Here is a 17,061-nt window from a genome sequence, read left to right as displayed (position 1 = left end):
GATTAGGATTGTCATCGCGAGAAGTCGTGGGCACGGCGCGATGCGCCTTTGCCCACCCTACGGGACCTGAGAACTAGTCCGCGGCCTTTGTCAGGCCGACCCTCATGTCCTTGGCGGTGAAGACGCAGACGCCGTCCGCAAGCACGCGGCCGTCGGCGATCCCGAGCACCAGCTTGCCGCGCCGGACCATGCGCATGGCGACCTCGTAGCGCACGCGTTTTGCGTTTGGTGTGATTTCGCCCGTGCACTCCACGTCGCCGACGCCGATGGCGCGGCCCTTGCCCGGCGAGCCTGACCAGCCGAGCCAATAGCCGATCATCTGCCACATGGCGTCGAGCCCCAGAGAGGGCGGCATCATCGCGTCGCCGAGATAATGGCAATCGAAGAACCAGTGGCCGGGCGCGACATCGAGTTCGCCGACGATATGGCCTTTGCCGAACTCCCCGCCGTCGAGGCTGATCTCGGTGATGCGGTCCATCATCAGCATCGGCGGTGCCGGCAATTGCGCATTGCCGGGGCCGAAATAGCCGCCTTCGCTCGACCTCAGCAGGTCGTCCTTGCTGTAGGACGGTTGCGGCGTGTGAAAATCATGGGGATTGGGCACGACGACAAGTCCTTTGCGGGCTCGGGTGCAGGCGGCCACTGTTGTCGCGTCAAATGTTGTTTGCCACCGAAGAAGTCAAGCGACGGTGCCGTAGGGTGGGCAAAGCGAAGCGTGCCCACCAACGGACATGGAGCCGTCGGAAGCATTGCTGGTGGGCACGGCGCTATGCGCCTTTGCCCACCCTACGGCAGTTGATGAAAGCCTACGCCACCCGGCTGTGGCTCTCGACCGCGAATTCCGGATCGGCTTCGCAGATCACGCGGTTGCGGCCGTTGCGCTTGGCGGCGTAGAGGCAGGCGTCCGCACGCTCGATCAGCGCGTCGGTGTCGTCGCCCTGCTTGAGCATGGAGACGCCGACCGAGATGGTGACGCGCCCGAGAATCTCGCCGGTCGACTTCTTCTTCAACTCCTTCGCCATCACCGCGCGGCGGATGTGATCGGCGACGGTGAGGGCCTGGCGCAGCGCGGTGTTGGGCAGCACCACCGCGAACTCCTCGCCGCCGTAGCGCGCGGTGATGTCCTGGCCCTTGATGGTCTGCTTCAGCGACAGACCGACGAGCCGCAGCACCTGGTCGCCGGTGAGATGGCCGTAGGAATCGTTGAACGACTTGAAGTGGTCGATGTCGAACAGCAGCAGCGACAGCGGCTCGCCCGAGGCGAGCGCGTTCTGCACGGCCATGCCGATCATGCGATCGAAATATTTGCGGTTGCCGAGGCCCGTGAGCGGGTCGGTCAGGCTCTCGGCGCGGATCGCCTCGAGGCTCTGCTGGAGATTGCTGATCTCGGTCTTGGACAGTGTGAGGCGATCTTCCAGCGCCTTGTTGGTCTCGCGCATCTCGTTGGTCGAGCGCATCAGCGACTCGACGATCGCCTTGATCTGCTCGCGGCTCTTGGCCGACGAGAGTTTCTCGGACGCGCCCGACAGGCTGGCATCGTAGGAGCCGGCCATCCCGAGCGCGTCGCTGAGCACCCGCATCACGTCGTCGATCTCGCCGATGACGCGCGCGCCGACCTTGTCGATGCGGTCGGTGGTCTTGATGTGGGAGAGATAGGTCTCGTAGATCTGCTCGAGATCGGCTTCGGTCAGCTTGCCGTGGCGGGCCAGCGTCTCGTTGACGATCTTGTTGAGCGGTGCGTTGTAGCCGGTGGCGTAGACGTACCAGATCTCGTAATTGCGGGGGATTGCGGTTTGGCGGAGCGAGCGGATCTGACCGAGTGCCACTTCGGCGAACGCCATCGTGCGTTCGTGTTCGTCGAGAACCTTGACCACGGAACATACCCCACAGCGGTCGGTGCGCCCTCGACCGCAGTAATGCTTAAATTATGTTCGTAGGCTAACGGACGATCGTGAACGCCCCGTAAATATACGTTCACGAATGCGTCTGAAAAATTGTGCGGCAGTCTGTCTCAACCGGCCTGAAGCGCGTCGCGCTTCAGGCGCCGGCGGGGGAACGAACCGGCCGCAACAGGAACGCCGGCAGGTGCGAGTGATCGCCCGGCTCGGTGTCGACCTCACGCTGGCGGCGCGGCTCGGGACGGCCGATCGACGGCACATGTGAATTGTTGGCTTGGGCCCGCGCGCCATGGCGCGGCTCGGATGATTGCCTGGGTTCGCGCGGAGGCCTTGCCTCGCGTGCAGGCCTCGCCTCGGCGGCGGGCCGTGCCTCGCCACGCGCTTCGCGCGGCTCGTGGCTGCGCTCACGGTCGTGACCGCGCCGCTCGCCGCGTTGCGGCTTGCCGCGTCCGCCGCGCGACCGCTCACGGCCGCGCTGCTCGCGCGGACGCTCGGCCGCATCGCCGGCTTCGGCGTGGACTTCGTAGTCGCCTTCGGCGCGCGGAATGCTCTGGCCGATCAGCTTCTCGATCGCGGCCATCGACTTCTGGTCGAGCGGCGTCACGATCGAGATCGCGGTACCGGTGCGGCCGGCTCGGCCGGTGCGGCCGATGCGGTGGACGTAGTCGTCGGCGTGATGGGGGACGTCGAAATTGAAGACGTGGCTGACCTCGGGAATGTCGAGGCCGCGGGCCGCGACGTCGGAGGCGACGAGGAGCGGCAGCTCGCCCTTGCGGAACTGGTCGAGCGCGGCCATGCGGGCCGGCTGGTCCATGTCGCCGTGGAGGGCACCGACGCTGAAGCCGTGCTTCTGAAGCGATTTGTGAACGATCGCGACCTCGCGCTTGCGATTGCAGAAGATGATCGCGTTCTTGAGATCCTTGGCCTCGCGCAGCAGGCGGCGCAGCAATTCGCGCTTTTCGTGCGCCTCGCGTCCGGCGGGCACCTGGGCCTGCGTCACGGTCACGGCGGTGGTGGCGGGGCGGGAGACCTCGACCTTCTGCGGATTGTGCAGGAAGGCTTCGGTGATGCGCCGGATTTCCGGCGGCATGGTCGCGGTGAAGAACAGGGTCTGCCGGGTGAAGGGGACGAGCTTGCAGATGCGCTCGATGTCGGGGATGAAACCCATGTCCAGCATGCGGTCGGCTTCGTCGATGACGAGCAGCTCGACGCCGGTGAGCAGCAGGCCGCCGCGCTCGGTATGGTCGAGCAGGCGGCCCGGGGTGGCGATCAGCACGTCGACGCCGCGCATCAGCTTGGCATCCTGGTCGCCGAAGGAGACGCCGCCGATCAGGAGGGCGACGTTGAGTTTCTGGCCGGCGCCGTAGCGGTCGAAGTTTTCCTTCACCTGCGCCGCGAGCTCGCGGGTCGGCTCCAGGATCAGCGTGCGCGGCATGCGCGCCCGGGCTCTGCCCTTTTCGAGGATGGTGAGCATCGGCAGCACGAAGGCCGCGGTCTTGCCGGTGCCGGTCTGGGCGATGCCGAGCACGTCCTTGCGTGCGAGGACGTGGGGAATCGCCTGTTCCTGAATGGGGGTGGGGTTGGTGTAACCGGTGGCCGCCACTGCGGCGAGGACTTTTTCGGACAGTCCGAGATTTGAAAAGGACATTGAGCCTCTGGTCGAAACCGCCGTTCGGAATCGAGGGTAATAAGGCTGGTCGCGTTCCACCCCGAAACGGCGCGCTCTCAAAGAAGCTGGGGGTGCTGACTCACGCGAACAAAGCGCAAGGCCCAGGAATCGCTCTTCGATCTGAGCCGCGTCGACCCGGAACATAGGCGGGAATTGGCCAAAGTCAATGGAGCAGGCGCGGGAAGGCCCTAAAAACCCTTAGCTTTTTACCAAATCTCGGGCCCGGCTGGGATTTTCCGCCTCGCCCCTAAGCCGGGTGGGCGGTCACCGGGGGGCGGGCGAAGGCCCCTGGGAACCCTGGGCCCGGAAGTCTCCGGGGGCCATGCCGTAGGCGGCGTTGAAGACCCGGTAATAGGTCGCCAGACTCTCGAAGCCGCAGGCGGTCGCGATGTCGGCGATCAGCCGGTCCGGGGCCTCGCGCATCAGGCGGCGGCTCTGCTTGAGCCGCTCGTCGGTCACGGTCTGCGAAAAGCTCTTCTCGGCGGCCTCGAACAGCATGTGCAGGTGCCGCAGGGACACGCCGAGCAGATCGGCCACCATTGCCGGAGCGAGATCGGGGTTTTGCAGGTGGCGCGCGATCAGGCGCCGCGCCTGCGACAGGCGGGCTGTCCGCAGGGCAGCCTGTCCGAGCCGGCTGCCCGGCCGCACGATGCCGCGCTCGATCAGTGCCAGATGCGCCAGGGCTTGAACCAAGGAGGCTTGGGAGGCCTGGGCGCCGTGGGCCCCGTGGTCAGCTGCGGCAGCCTCTTCGAGGTCGGCAAAGCACGCCCCAAGCAGGGGCGTCAGGCCGGGATCGTTGAACGTCCGGGCCGACAGATCGCGCATGCGCTTGTCCTGCGCCGGGATGCTGCTGACGGGGATCTTCAGGATCCGCAGGTGGAAGCCGCCGTCCCCGAGCGGGACGGTACGATAGGGCAGGTCGGTATGGCTGGTGGCGAAGCTGCCATTGGCGATCGAAAAATCGCTGCCGCGCATGCCGCCGAACCAGCCGCCGCTGCCGAGCTGCTGGTAGACGCAGATGCTGTCGCTGGGCGCGTGGGCGATGTCGGAGGTGCTGCGCTCGACCGTGTAGTGCGAGGCCTTCAGCTCGACGAGGCCGGCGCCGCCGAGCTGGCGCAGCGAGAATTCGCCGTAGAAGTCCGCGCGTCGCTCGCGCGCGAGCTCGGCGGTGACGCCGAACAGGCCCTTGGACCGGACTTCGCGCCAATAATCGAAGCGGTCATGCGGCTCGACCTCGTCGGTACACCAGCGATACACGGCACCCCTCGCGTCCGGTACGATTGCCCGGGAAAACTAAGAAAAAGCAGATTCCGATGGAATCTGCCATAGGCCATACGATGGAACCGAAGACGCGGCTGTTGAACCGTCGCTGCGGCTGGGCCGACTATCACAGCAACGGCTGGGGTTCCGATCAACGAGGCCGCTTCCAACGGGATGTTTTCGATGACGCGTCGGCTTTTCAGAATTCTGGTGGCCCTCAGCCTCGTGGCGGGCGCTTGCGGCATCGCGCTGCCCGCTCATGCGGAAAAGCGCGTCGCGCTGGTCGTCGGCAACAACGATTACAAGAACGTTCCGAAGCTGCTCAAGGCGGTCAACGACGCCCGCACCATGGGCGACACGCTGCGGCAACTCGGCTTCACCGTGATGCTGGCCGAGAACCAGAATCGGCTGGCATTTTCCGAGACGCTCCTGGCCTTCGACAAGGCGATCGAGCCGGGCGACACCGCGTTCTTCTTCTACGCCGGCCACGGTTTCGAGATCGCGGGCCAGAACTATCTGCTGCCGACCGACGTGCCGGCGGCGACGGAAGGACAGGAAGAGCTGGTGCGCGACGCCTCGATCCTGGCCGACCGCATCGTCGAGCGTCTCCAGAACAAGAAGGCGCGGACCTCGATCCTGGTGTTCGACGCCTGCCGCAACAATCCGTTCGAACGATCGGGCACGCGCGCGGTCGCCGGCGGCGGCGGGCTCGCGCCGATGGTCCAGCTGCCCGAAGGCGTGTTCTCGGTGTTCTCGGCCGGTCCCCGCCAGACCGCGCTCGATCGCCTGTCCAATGACGACGCCAATCCCAATTCGGTGTTCACGCGCACCTTCGCCAGGGAGCTGCTGCAGCCCGGCGAGAACCTGGTTCAGGTGGCACAGCGCACCCGCCGTCTCGTCAGCGAAATGGCCGATACCGTGAAGCACAGACAGGTGCCTGTTTATTTCGACCAGATGGTTGACGACGTGTTCCTCAGCGGCACCGCGAAGGATGCTGCCGCGCGTCCCGCCGATCCGCCGCCGCAGAAGGTGGCGGCGCTGCCGCCGGTGTCGGTGCCGCGCGTGCCGAAGGAGGAGACCACCAACGCGCCGATCGCGAGCTTCTCCCGCCATAACGGCGGCTGGAGCGTGGTGTTCTCCTTTGCCGATCCGACGCTCGGCATTTCCTGGCGCATGGCCGGCAATGGTGACTTCCGCGAGACCGGATTCATCGACACGCTCGATCCGCGCACGCGCAAGCGGATGCCGAACCCGTCGATCGAGCTGCCGCCGGATGCGCAGGCCGGCACCATCGAGGTGCGCTATGTCGATCAGTCCGGCGACATGCAGGGGCCGTTCCCGATCAAATTCGATCCCGAGGCTGCGCTGATCCGCGACCAGCGCAAGATCCTCGACATGACCGCGACGAGCTGGCTGTCATTCCGCGAGTTCAACGGGCTGCTGGTCTATTACACGCATCTCGTCTCGTATCGCTGCGCGATCCGCGAGGTGCGCATTGGCATCGATACCGCCGTGCCCAATCAGGTGCTGAAGATGCCCAATTGCGACATGCGCGACCCCAGCGCGATCTCCGCCGGCATGCCGCTCTACATGAAGCTCGCCCCGGCCACGCAGTTCGTCTCGGTGGAGCTGACCTATCGCGATGGCAGCGTGTCGGAGATCAAGAGTTTTCGCACGGCGAACCGCAGCAACAATTGATGATGCAGGCGGAAGGCGTCGAGCGCGCGTCCGCTACGCGCGCCGCTTTCTGAACAGGCGCTTGATGGACTCAACGGCCTCCATCAACGGCGGCGCCAGCGAGAAGAACGCGCCCATCGCGATCGAGATGACGACGTGGCGCAGCAGGAGCTTCTCCTGCTCTTCGAACGGATAGCCGTTCTGGTTGATGGGCACCGTCGCAAGCGTGCCGGTCGGGCCCGGGTCGGGGGTCCGCGGCTTACGCGGCGGGATCATGATCACGACGAATAGCACGTTGATCAAGATCCACACGCCGAGCAGTATAAGGATCGTCTGCACTGCAATTTCCTGAAAGAAATCGAACTTTGCTGCAACGCTAACGGGCATTCACAGCTGCGGCAAATTAAACCTGCTTGCTGCACCGCACAGAAAACTTAAGTCGTAAATGAGGGCGGCCTTGAACCCGAGTTCCTCCGTAAAAGTCCGGTGCTGTGTCGTCGGCGGTGGGCCCGCCGGCATGATGCTCGGCTATCTCCTCGGGCGTGCCGGCATCGACGTCGTGGTGCTGGAGAAGCACGCGGACTTCTTCCGCGACTTTCGCGGCGACACCGTGCATCCCTCGACGCTTCAGGTGATGGATGAGCTGGGCCTGATCGACGGCTTCCTGAAGCTGCCGCATCAACGCTTGCAGAAGATGGATGGGCTGTTCGGCGGCACGCCGGTGCGGATCGCCGATCTCAGCCGGCTGCACACCAAGTACCCGTTCATCGCCTTCATGCCGCAATGGGACTTCCTGAATTTCCTGCGCGAAGAGGGCCGGCGCTTCGCCTCGCTCAAGGTGATGATGAACACCGAAGCCGTCGATCTGATCCGCCACGGCGACACCATCGCCGGCGTGCGGGCGAAGACGCCGGACGGCGCCATCGACATCGAGGCCGATCTCACCATTGCCTGCGACGGCCGGCATTCGACGGTGCGCGAGCGCGCCGGCCTCGAGGTCGAGGAGATCGGCGCGCCGATGGACGTGCTGTGGTTCCGCGCCGGCCGCAAGGCGGACGAGACCGAGAACCTGTTTGCGCGCATCGAGCCCGGCAAGATGATGATCACCTTCGACCGCGGCGACTACTGGCAATGCGCCTATGTCATTGCCAAGGGGCAATACGAGGCGGTGAAGGCGAGGGGATTGCCGGCGCTGCTCGACGAGGTCGTGCGCATGGCGCCGGTCCTTCGGTCCGGCATCGCCGACGTGAAGAGCTTCGACGACGTCAAGCTGCTCACCGTCGCGATCAATCGCCTCAAGCGCTGGACGCGGCCGGGCCTGCTTCTCATCGGCGATGCCGCGCACGCGATGTCGCCGGTCGGCGGCGTCGGCGTCAATCTCGCCGTGCAGGATGCGGTCGCGACCGCGAACCTTGTCGCGGACAAGCTTCAGCGCGGCTGCCCGTCCGAGGATGAGCTCGACGCCGTGCGCCGCCGGCGCGAATTCCCGGTGAGAATGACGCAAGCGATGCAGGTGGTCGTGCAGAACAACATCATCAGCGGCGCCCTGCAGGGCGGCGACCGGCCGCTGAAGGTGCCGCTGATCGTGCGCCTCATCACAGCGCTGCCTTGGCTGCAAGGCATTCCGGCGCGGCTGATCGCGCTCGGTGTGCGGCCCGAGCATGTGCAGTCGAAAGCGGCACCGGCATCGTCGGCGCCGAATTCGGTAGGGCTAATGTCGCGTTAAATCGCGCGCAGCGCGTTGCGTGCGCGCAACAGCGCCGACGGATTCACGAGCCGCAATTTGCCAATCCGGCGTCTTAACTTTCTTGATTCAAATTTGAGTAAGGGTTGCGTGTGAGCGTGCGCCCATCAAAGGACACGGGGTGTACCATGCGTAACAAATTGATTGCTGCCTTCGCCTGCACGACCGCTCTGGTTTCGACCGGCGCTGCGTCCGCCGCCGATCTCGGTGCGCGCTACACGAAGGCACCCGCCTATGTCGAGCCGCTGTTCAACTGGACCGGCTTCTATGTCGGCGGCCACATCGGTGGCGCATGGACCAACGAGCAGTTCATCAACAACGGAATCGGTGCGCCGTTCGGCGATTTGCTTCCGGGCGAGGGCTATCGTCAGCGCGGCTCCGGCATCATGGGCGGCGCCCAGATCGGCTACAACTGGCAGGCCAACAACTACGTGTTCGGCATGGAGGGCACGATCTCCGGCCTCGACAACAAGGGCTCGTTCACGAACACCGCGTTCGGCGCGGGTGACGACGTCTTCTCCTGGCGCGCCAACGTGCTCGCGACCGTGGTCGGCCGCGCCGGCTTCGCCGTGCAGAACAATCTCTTCTACATCAAGGGCGGCTATGCCGGCGTGAACAATCGCCTGTCGGTAGTCGACAACGTCGCGAACCCGTCCACGGGCTCGGGCGGTCAGACTCACTGGGCCAATGGCTGGACCGTCGGCGCCGGCTGGGAGTACGGCGTCACCCGCAACTGGATCGTCGGCCTCGAATACAATTACGCTGCCTTCGGCAGCCAGACCTATCAGCTCGGCGGCACCTCCGGTAACTACACCTTCGATGCCAAGCCGCGCGACATCCAGTGGGCCGTCGTGCGCGCGAGCTACAAGTTCGACGCGCCGGTCATCGCGCGCTACTGAGCAACGACCAATCAGCAAAAGAAGACGATCTCTGCCAAATTCAAAGCCCCGGCAATGCCGGGGCTTCTTTTTTGCGTGCAGCGAGCGCGCGTCTCAGGCCATCACCGAGAACCCGCCATCGACCGGGATCGCGGTGCCCGTGACGAAATTGGACGCCGGCGAGGCGAGGAACACCGCGATGCCGGCGAAGTCATCAATGTCGCCCCAGCGGCCTGCAGGCGTGCGTGCCAGAACCCGCTCGTGCAATCCCGCCACCTGCTGCCGCGCGCCGCGGGTGAGGTCGGTGTCGATCCAGCCCGGCAGGATGGCGTTGACCTGGATGTTGTCGGGTGCCCAGGCATTGGCGCAGGCACGCGTGTACTGCACGATGCCGCCCTTGCTCGCCGCATAGGCAGTCGCAAAGCTCGCGCCGAAGATCGACATCATCGAGCCGATATTGATCACCTTGCCGTTGCCGGACGCCTTCAGCGCCGGATAGGCCAGCTTCGAGCACACGAAGGCGCTGGTGAGGTTGGTGTCGATCACCTTGTTCCACTCGTCGAGCTCGAGCTCGTGCGGCGGCTTGCGGATGCTCATGCCGGCATTGTTGATGAGAATGTCGATGCGGCCGAATTCCTTGACGACGCGATCGATCATGGCGGCGACTGCCGCCTTGTCGGTCACGTCGGTGGCGACCGCAATCGCCTGCACGCCGCGCTGCTTGAGATCGGCAACGGCCGCGGCCGACTTGGTTTCGTTGCGTCCGACCACGGCGATATTGGCGCCTGCGTCGGCAAGTCCGTGCGCGAGGCCAAGCCCGATGCCGCCATTGCCGCCTGTGACGATCGCGACCTTGCCGCGAAGATCGAACCGGTTGGATGTCATGCTGTATTCCCTGGTTTCTTCTATTGGTTGCTCTGCCAGATCAGCACCAGCCCGAAGCCGGCCATGGCTGCGCCATAGCCGGCCCATTGCAACTGGTTGACCATGAAGCTCGATCGCGGCCAGGGCACCGTGCCCGTGCCCTGTCCGATCCAGAGCAGCCCGACGGCGAGCGCGAACAGGCCTGCTACAAGCAGAAATCTGCGCATGCATTCCTCCCGTCGGTCTGCTTCTGTCGTGGTCCACGGCATCAAAGATCGCCGCAGTCACGAAAACTTAGGCCAGACTAGCCGTAGCTTCGGTTCGGATACAATGGGCCGCAGCTGCAAGGCTGAAGGAGGACGCATGTCCGTGCGCAAGCATTGGCACGGGGCGATTCGGCATCTCCCGGGCGGAAGCCATGGCCTTTCGCGATGCACGGAGTGAGGCGATCACCGATGCCGACTCGGCCGCGATCGAGGCCCGGCTCGCCGGCGCGTATGGGACGCCGAAGGCGAGCGTCGTGCGCTAATGCACCCCACAACGAAAAAGCCCCGGGCGATGCCGGGGCTTTGACATTCGAGACGTTGGCTGCGATCAGTACTTCGCGACCAGCGGAGCGCCCCAGTTGAAGCGATAGACGAGCTCGCTGCGAACGCTGTGCTCGCGGAATTTCTGGGTCTCGCCAAAGCCGGTGGCCGGGCCGCCAAAGCCGGTATAGTTGATGACCACATCGGCGCGGTCGAATTCGGAATAACGATACTCGGTCTTCCAGAACAGGCCGGGCAGGAAGCCCGTCAGAGCGTATTCGTCGCCTGCGCCGATGAACCAGCCCCCTTTGGTCGCTCCACCCAGGCTTGCGGTTCCCCCAGGAAAGGCGAGAGAGGTCAGAGCGGTGCTCTTCCAGTGCGCTTGCGTGTAACCGGCCGACACGTAGGTCAGCAATTGCGGGGCGATGAGATAGCCTGCACGGGCGCCGACGGCCCACTGCTGATCCTGCTTCTGGCTTCCGGTCGAGCGCGGGACGAGAATACCGTCGATGCCGATATCGCCTTTCACGTCCATGAAGTCATAGTCTGCGAACGCGCCAACCACCCAGTTCTGAAGCTGGTAATCGCACCCTACCTGCACCGTGCCGAACCATCCCCGTGCACCCGATGTGACACTGGCGTTGCTCGCAATGGGCGAGAACGTTGTGGGACCGTAGGTCTCGTTATGGTCGTTGTTGGTCATGGCACCGCCGCCGCCGGCGCCGATGTAGCAGCCGGTCCAGTTCACCACCGGTGCGGCGGCAATCGGAGCCTTGGTGTAGGGGCGAGCCCCCAGATCAGCGGCCGAAGCCGCGCCCGTCATCGCTGTGACCGTCGTCAACGCGAGTACGATCGTCTTGATGTTATTCTGCATTTCCAGTTCAGCCTTTTGAACGCCCGTTCGATTCCGTCTGTGCGGGAACCGTATGTCGCCAACGTGCTTATGGCTGTAACCGGAGGGACACAATCTGAAATTGATTGAACGGGGCAACAAGACTGGGGGTGTATTGTGGCGCCATTTCACGGCGCCACACGACATCGCCGTCCAACAGCGAGCGGAAGGCCACCGTCAAAAACGAAAAAGCCCCGGACGATGCCGGGGCTTTGACGTCTGAACTTGCGTTCGGATCAGGACTTGGTGGCTCAGTACTTGGCGACGACCGGACCGGTCCAGTTGAAGCGGTAGACCAGCGAAGTCGAGATCGTCTGGTTCCAGGTGTTGGCGCGGATGCTGTTGCCGACCTGGAGATTGCCAACGTCGGTCAGGATGTCCTGGGTCTTGGCGTTGTAGAAGGCCGAACGATACTCGGTCTTCATGAACCAGCCGGGCGAGGAGATGCCGAAGATGTTCAGGTTGTTCTCGACGCCGCCGCCGATGAACCAGCCGTTGCGGTTGTAGCTGTTGAGATGGACACCGGCGGGAACGCCAGCCAGGGTCATGAAGTTGGTCTGGCCGAAGTGAGCGCCGGAGTAACCGCCGTTGACGTAGGAGAGAACGTTCGGGGCGACCAGCCAGCCGAGGCGAACACCAGCGGCCCAAGAGTCTTCCAGCTTCTGGTTGCCAGTGATGCCGAGGGTCGGATCCTGCACGGTGGCGCGGATGCTGCCGAACTGACCGTCAGCGAACACGCCGGCGACCCAGGTGCCGCTGAACTGCCAGTCGTAGCCGAGACCGACGGTGCCGAACCAGCCCGAGCCACCCTGGCGCTGGTCGATGGTCAGCGGAATCGCGCCGACCGTGGTCTGAACGTGTTGGTCGGAAGCCGAGAGTCCGCCGCCGCCGCCGCCGAAGATGTAGAAGCCGGTCCAGTTGGCGACAGGAGCCGCAACCGGGGCCTTCACGTAGGGACGGGCAGCAAGGTCGGCCGCCGAGGCCGAACCGGTCATCGCCGCAACCGCGGTCAGAGCCAGCAAAATCTTCTTCATGATAAAATCCCCAACCTTGGTAGCAGGCGCGAGCGCACTGAAGTCCGTGTCATCTGATGCCCGGACTATAGACGTTTCCTGCCCAAATGCTGTTGCAGGGCAGGCACAGTTGCCGGAAAACGCCCGCTGATCAGGCTAAAAGGCGGTAGCGCCGAGTGTTCTGATAGTTAAACAATATCAGTATGTTAGATTGATATTCGAATTCCGGTGGCGGGTAAGTTTTCGTTAGCAAATTCGGTTTTGTCCGAAACGGAGGCAATCCTGCCTCGGCCTTGATGCCGCTGAGTCGCTGGCCGAGTCGCGCTTCGGCAGGAATCGCCGGGGGGGCGCGGTATCGCCTCCCATATGAAGAAAGCCCCCGGTCCTGACGGAGCCGGGGGCTTTTTTGACGGGAGCGTACGACGTCAGACGTCGAGCAGCTCCTCGCTGGCAAATTCGGCCTTGTCCGAGATGAAGGCGAAGCGCGCTTCGGCCTTGGTGCCCATCAGCCGCTCCACCGAATCCGCTGTCGTGTCGCGGTCGTCGGCGAGCAGCACCACCTTGAGCAGCGTCCGCTTGCTCGGATCCATGGTGGTTTCCTTGAGCTGCGCCGGCATCATCTCGCCGAGACCTTTGAAGCGGTTCACCTCGACCTTGGCGTTGGCGTTGAACGCGCTCTTGAGCAGCGCCTCCTTGTGCGCGTCGTCGCGGGCGTAGACCGACTTGGAGCCGTGGGTCAGCTTGTAGAGCGGCGGCACCGCGAGGAAGAGGTGGCCTTCGTCGATCAGCCGCGGCATCTGCCGGTAGAAGAAGGTGATCAGGAGCGAAGCGATGTGGGCGCCGTCGACGTCGGCGTCGGTCATGATGATGATGCGCTGATAGCGCAGATCCTCTTCGCGATAGTGCAGCAGCTGTCCGCAGCCGATCGCCTGCACGAGATCGGAGAGCTGCGCGTTCGCGGTCAGCTTGTCCTTGCCCGCCGAGGCGACGTTGAGGATCTTGCCGCGCAGCGGCAGCACCGCCTGGGTCTTGCGGTCGCGCGCCTGCTTGGCGCTGCCGCCTGCCGAGTCGCCCTCGACGATGAAGAGCTCGGAGCCTTCGGTGCCGGCATCGGTGCAATCGGCGAGCTTGCCGGGCAAGCGCAGCTTCTTGCCGGCGGTCTTGCGCGCCGTCTCTTTCTCCTGACGGCGGCGCAGGCGCTCCTCGGCCCGGTCGATGACGAAGTCGAGCAGGCGGTTGGCCATGTTCGGATTGCCCGACAGCCAATGGTCGAACGGATCCTTCATCGCCTGCTCGACGATGCGCTGCGCTTCGGCGGTGGCAAGACGATCCTTCGTCTGGCCCTGGAATTCGGGCTCGCGCACGAACACCGAGAGCATCACGGCCGCGCCCACCATCACGTCTTCGGAGGTGACGGAGGCGGCGCGCTTGCCCTGGCCGACGCGCTCGGCGTGGTCCTTCAGGCCGCGCAGCAGGGCGCTGCGCAGGCCGGATTCGTGCGTACCGCCATCCGGAGTCGGCACGGTGTTGGTGTAGGAGGACAGGAAGCCGTCGGCATCCGCGGTCCACGCCACGGCCCATTCGCAGGCGCCATGCGCGCCGTTGCGGCCCGACTTGCCCGAGAAGATGTCCGGATGCACCAGCGTGTCGGCGTGGATCGCCGCGGCGAGATAATCCTTGAGGCCACCGGGGAAGTGGAACGTCGCCTCCGCCGGCACGTCCTCGACGCCCTTGAGCAGCTCGGGCGCGCAATTCCAGCGGATCTCGACGCCGCCGAACAGATAGGCTTTCGAGCGCGTCATCTTGAACAGGCGCTGCGGCTTGAACGCGGCCTTGGCGCCGAAGATATCCGTGTCGGGCTTGAAGCGCACGCGCGTGCCGCGGCGGTTGTTGATCTTGCCGAGGTCCTCGAGCTTGCCCTTGGGATGGCCGCGCTCGAACGTCATGCGGTAGAGCTTCTGGCTGCGCGCGACCTCGACCTCGAGTAGCGAGGAGAGGGCGTTCACCACGGAGATGCCGACGCCGTGCAGACCGCCCGAGGTCTCGTAGACCTTGGAGTCGAACTTGCCGCCGGAATGCAGCGTGCACATGATGACTTCGAGCGCCGACTTCTTCGGGAATTTCGGGTGCGGATCGATCGGGATGCCGCGGCCATTGTCGGTGACGGTCAGGAACCCGTCTGCGCTCAGCTCGACTCCGATGAAGGTCGCGTGTCCTGCCAGTGCTTCGTCCATCGAGTTATCGATGACTTCGGCGAACAGGTGATGCAGCGCCTTCTCGTCGGTTCCGCCGATATACATGCCGGGCCGGCGCCGCACCGGTTCGAGGCCTTCGAGCACCTCGATGTCGGCTGCGGTGTAGTCGGCTTCCCCGCCGCTTCCGCGCGGCGCCGCCTTGGCGGCGGCGCGGGGCTTCGGCTCATCACCGCCGAAAAAGTCGTCTTTTGCTTTTGGCTTCAACTGCTTGGACATATATCTTGATGTTGCTTAGGGGGCCGCATAAGCGGCGAATCGGTTAAGCGGACTATGCCACTTCTGGCTTCGAAAGGTTACCGCCAGGCCGGTCAAGCGGGGTGGATTGGGAGCCAATCCCGGCGATTTTACGCCGCCTTACCATTAGTTCCCGGCAATTTGACGTCCCGGGCCGGTTTTGACGGGCTTTTGTGACTTGATGTCACACAAGTCCTTGGCTTACCAGTCGTTTTCATCGAGCAGCACCTTGAGCGAGCGGGAAGGCTATTTTCGGAATGGAGCAGTTTGCGCACGCCCTGGCCGATTTCGTGCGCGCTCACCAGGCTTGGGCAGCTCCGATCGTCTTCCTGCTGGCTTTCGGGGAGTCGCTCGCCTTCATCTCGCTGTTGGTTCCGGCCTGGGGCGCGCTGGTGGCGATCGGTGCGCTGATCGGGGTGAGCGGCATCAACTTCTATCCGGTCTGGATCGCTGGCGGCCTTGGGGCGGCGCTGGGCGACTGGGTTTCCTACTGGTTCGGCTACCGCTACAAGGAGCACGTCGCCGAGATGTGGCCGCTCTCGCGCTATCCGGAACTCCTGCCCCGGGGCGAGGCCTTCGTGCGCAACTGGGGCATACCCAGCATCTTCATTGGCCGCTTCTTCGGGCCCTTGCGGGCCTCGGTGCCGCTCGCAGCCGGTATCTTCGAGATGCCCTATTGGAGCTTCCAGATCGCCAATTTCGTCTCGGCCCTGATCTGGTCGGCGGCACTGCTGCTGTTCGGCGACGTGATCGCCAAGATCATGGAATGGATCTGGCGGCTGATCTGACCGGGCAGCCAGGCCGCCCGGTCAGGACGACAGGCGAGGCCTACAGCGAGGCGTTCCAGATCGAGGGGATCCAGCGATAGCCGGAGCCGTCCTTTTCCTTTTCGACGCGGACGAGGCCGGGGAAGGCGGCGTGGAAGGCCTGGATCGGCATCTTCTCGGCAATTGCCATGTCGTAGAGCTTGCGTCGGGTTTCCTGTGCAAGCGGCTTGTCGACATCGGAGGCGATGTTCCATTCGGGATGCCTCACGAACAGGAACGCCGCGCCTGCGGTGATATCGACCTGCACCAGCACCTTCTCGGCGCCGGAGGCGACGATAAAGGAATTGTGGCCTGGCGTATGGCCCGGGCTCGCCACCGAGGTGATGCCGGGCGCGACCTCCTTGCCGGCCTCGTATTGCGTCACCTTGCGGCCGAGCGCGTCGAACACGCGGCGGATGTTCTTGAAGTTGTTCTCGAGGATCGGATTGCCCATCCCCTTGCTCATCTCGCCGTCGTCCATCCAGAACTTCCATTCCATCGCCGGCACCATGATCTCGGCATTGGGGAAGGCGGGCTTGTTCTCGGCTGCCAGCAGGCCGTTGATGTGGTCGCCATGGAAGTGGGAGATGATGACGGTGTCGACCGCCGCGCGGTCGATGCTGGCGGCTGCAAGGTTGTTGTGGAACTGGCCGACCTTGCCCTTGGTCTGCGTGAACTGGTCGGGCCCGAGACCGGTGTCGATGACGACGAGCTTCGGTCCGGTGTTGACGACCACGGGGTTGAATGTGTGGGTGACCTTGTCCGTCGGCAGGTGATGTTCGGCGAAGACCTTGTTGATGTCGTCCTTGCTGGCGCCGGCCGCGTAATTGTCGGTCAGATTGACGGTGGCAACGCCGTCGCAGACCACCGTGACCTGGTGGGTGCCGACGTTGTAGCGGTAGAAGCTCGCATTCTGCGCGGTCGCAGGGGGCGCGGCGGCGCTCGCGGGCGAGGTCTTCACGAAAGGCAGGAGCGCCGAGGCGGCGGCGCCGGCCAACGTTGCGCGACGGGTGATCTCGGTCATGACGATGTCCTGAGGCTGGGTTGCGAAAGGCACGGACCCGGCGAAGTTGCGGCCCGCCGGTCATTCTCGGGAACCCCTATGCTTAAGGGAAATTCCGCTAAACGCCGAGGTCATCAGTGCGGCATCGTGCCGTCACGAGCTGCGGCATCGTGGAGTCCGCCCCGGCATCCCGCGAGCCGATTTGGACTTGACCCTGGAACCCGCTGGCCTTATAGCCGCGCGCCATGATCAACGCCGCGACCATCCTGTTCGCCCGTCGCCGCCGCCGCAGCTTTGCGGTTTGGGCGGTCGATCGCGTTTGAGATCATCGTCTTTGCCGC

15 protein-coding genes are annotated in these 17,061 nt (G+C 64.4%); 4 read left to right on the top strand and 11 right to left on the bottom strand.

The window, feature by feature from the left end; genetic code table 11:
• Positions 1-73 precede the first annotated feature (73 nt).
• The 4 genes from fabA to JQ603_RS04560 all read right to left on the bottom strand — a co-directional run bounded on the left by fabA (position 74) and on the right by JQ603_RS04560 (position 4,824).
• The gene (gene fabA, locus JQ603_RS04575; protein WP_212336872.1) at positions 74-604 is read right to left on the bottom strand and encodes a bifunctional 3-hydroxydecanoyl-ACP dehydratase/trans-2-decenoyl-ACP isomerase; all 531 of its coding nucleotides are present in this window, start codon (positions 602-604) and stop codon (positions 74-76) included.
• A 202-nt stretch (positions 605-806) separates the two neighbouring features.
• Entirely contained in the window at positions 807-1,874 is a 1,068-nt protein-coding gene (locus JQ603_RS04570) for a GGDEF domain-containing protein (RefSeq protein ID WP_212336870.1), read from the bottom strand.
• Between the two features lie 163 nt (positions 1,875-2,037).
• On the bottom strand, positions 2,038-3,546 hold the full coding sequence (locus JQ603_RS04565) for a DEAD/DEAH box helicase (RefSeq protein WP_212336868.1): 1,509 nt from the start codon (positions 3,544-3,546) through the stop codon (positions 2,038-2,040).
• Positions 3,547-3,831: 285 nt separating this feature from the next.
• On the bottom strand, positions 3,832-4,824 hold the full coding sequence (locus tag JQ603_RS04560; protein WP_212336867.1) for a helix-turn-helix transcriptional regulator: 993 nt from the start codon (positions 4,822-4,824) through the stop codon (positions 3,832-3,834).
• 186 nt (positions 4,825-5,010) lie between these two features.
• Here JQ603_RS04560 and JQ603_RS04555 point away from each other — a divergent pair, with 186 nt between their 5' ends.
• Positions 5,011-6,525, top strand: a complete 1,515-nt coding sequence (locus JQ603_RS04555) for a caspase family protein (RefSeq protein WP_212336865.1) — start codon at positions 5,011-5,013, stop codon at positions 6,523-6,525.
• Positions 6,526-6,558: 33 nt separating this feature from the next.
• Here JQ603_RS04555 and JQ603_RS04550 read toward each other — a convergent pair whose 3' ends face one another.
• Entirely contained in the window at positions 6,559-6,843 is a 285-nt protein-coding gene (locus JQ603_RS04550; protein WP_212336863.1) for a hypothetical protein, read from the bottom strand.
• Positions 6,844-6,949: 106 nt separating this feature from the next.
• Between JQ603_RS04550 and JQ603_RS04545 the strand changes: the two genes are divergently transcribed.
• Positions 6,950-8,230, top strand: a complete 1,281-nt coding sequence (locus JQ603_RS04545) for an FAD-dependent oxidoreductase (protein ID WP_212336861.1) — start codon at positions 6,950-6,952, stop codon at positions 8,228-8,230.
• Between the two features lie 146 nt (positions 8,231-8,376).
• Entirely contained in the window at positions 8,377-9,147 is a 771-nt protein-coding gene (locus tag JQ603_RS04540) for an outer membrane protein (protein ID WP_212336859.1), read from the top strand.
• 93 nt (positions 9,148-9,240) lie between these two features.
• Here the strand turns inward: JQ603_RS04540 and JQ603_RS04535 are convergent, their stop codons facing one another.
• The 5 genes from JQ603_RS04535 to parE form a co-directional block, all read right to left on the bottom strand.
• Positions 9,241-10,011 (bottom strand): SDR family NAD(P)-dependent oxidoreductase, encoded by a 771-nt coding sequence (locus JQ603_RS04535; RefSeq protein ID WP_212336857.1) that lies wholly within the window; start codon positions 10,009-10,011, stop codon positions 9,241-9,243.
• A 20-nt stretch (positions 10,012-10,031) separates the two neighbouring features.
• Positions 10,032-10,217 (bottom strand): hypothetical protein, encoded by a 186-nt coding sequence (locus JQ603_RS04530; RefSeq protein WP_027557870.1) that lies wholly within the window; start codon positions 10,215-10,217, stop codon positions 10,032-10,034.
• A gap of 367 nt (positions 10,218-10,584) precedes the next feature.
• Positions 10,585-11,391 carry an outer membrane protein gene (locus JQ603_RS04525; protein ID WP_245003372.1) on the bottom strand — a complete coding sequence of 269 codons (807 nt, stop codon included), beginning with the start codon at positions 11,389-11,391 and terminating at the stop codon, positions 10,585-10,587.
• Between the two features lie 269 nt (positions 11,392-11,660).
• Positions 11,661-12,443 (bottom strand): outer membrane protein, encoded by a 783-nt coding sequence (locus JQ603_RS04520; protein ID WP_212336856.1) that lies wholly within the window; start codon positions 12,441-12,443, stop codon positions 11,661-11,663.
• 404 nt (positions 12,444-12,847) lie between these two features.
• Entirely contained in the window at positions 12,848-14,893 is a 2,046-nt protein-coding gene (parE, locus tag JQ603_RS04515; RefSeq protein WP_212336854.1) for a DNA topoisomerase IV subunit B, read from the bottom strand.
• 275 nt (positions 14,894-15,168) lie between these two features.
• Between parE and JQ603_RS04510 the strand changes: the two genes are divergently transcribed.
• On the top strand, positions 15,169-15,699 hold the full coding sequence (locus JQ603_RS04510) for a DedA family protein (protein ID WP_212336852.1): 531 nt from the start codon (positions 15,169-15,171) through the stop codon (positions 15,697-15,699).
• A 40-nt stretch (positions 15,700-15,739) separates the two neighbouring features.
• Here the strand turns inward: JQ603_RS04510 and JQ603_RS04505 are convergent, their stop codons facing one another.
• Entirely contained in the window at positions 15,740-16,741 is a 1,002-nt protein-coding gene (locus JQ603_RS04505) for an MBL fold metallo-hydrolase (RefSeq protein WP_212336850.1), read from the bottom strand.
• Between the last annotated feature and the right edge of the window lie 320 nt (positions 16,742-17,061).

The organism is Bradyrhizobium liaoningense, assembly GCF_018130825.1.
GTDB lineage: Bacteria > Pseudomonadota > Alphaproteobacteria > Rhizobiales > Xanthobacteraceae > Bradyrhizobium > Bradyrhizobium liaoningense_B.
The sequence above is the reverse complement of the archived record's forward strand: the minus strand, read 5'-3'. Positions and strand labels throughout refer to the sequence as shown.

Bases quoted from the DNA above. Each gene is read 5' to 3' on its own strand.
- JQ603_RS04520 (WP_212336856.1), bottom strand. From the start codon at position 12,443: ATGAAGAAGATTTTGCTGGCTCTGACCGCGGTTGCGGCGATGACCGGT.
- JQ603_RS04565 (WP_212336868.1), bottom strand. From the start codon at position 3,546: ATGTCCTTTTCAAATCTCGGACTGTCCGAAAAAGTCCTCGCCGCAGTG.
- JQ603_RS04540 (WP_212336859.1), top strand. From the start codon at position 8,377: ATGCGTAACAAATTGATTGCTGCCTTCGCCTGCACGACCGCTCTGGTT.
- JQ603_RS04535 (WP_212336857.1), bottom strand. From the start codon at position 10,011: ATGACATCCAACCGGTTCGATCTTCGCGGCAAGGTCGCGATCGTCACA.
- JQ603_RS04545 (WP_212336861.1), top strand. From the start codon at position 6,950: ATGAGGGCGGCCTTGAACCCGAGTTCCTCCGTAAAAGTCCGGTGCTGT.
- parE (WP_212336854.1), bottom strand. From the start codon at position 14,893: ATGTCCAAGCAGTTGAAGCCAAAAGCAAAAGACGACTTTTTCGGCGGT.
- JQ603_RS04510 (WP_212336852.1), top strand. From the start codon at position 15,169: ATGGAGCAGTTTGCGCACGCCCTGGCCGATTTCGTGCGCGCTCACCAG.
- JQ603_RS04530 (WP_027557870.1), bottom strand. From the start codon at position 10,217: ATGCGCAGATTTCTGCTTGTAGCAGGCCTGTTCGCGCTCGCCGTCGGG.
- JQ603_RS04525 (WP_245003372.1), bottom strand. From the start codon at position 11,391: ATGCAGAATAACATCAAGACGATCGTACTCGCGTTGACGACGGTCACA.
- JQ603_RS04555 (WP_212336865.1), top strand. From the start codon at position 5,011: ATGACGCGTCGGCTTTTCAGAATTCTGGTGGCCCTCAGCCTCGTGGCG.
- JQ603_RS04505 (WP_212336850.1), bottom strand. From the start codon at position 16,741: ATGACCGAGATCACCCGTCGCGCAACGTTGGCCGGCGCCGCCGCCTCG.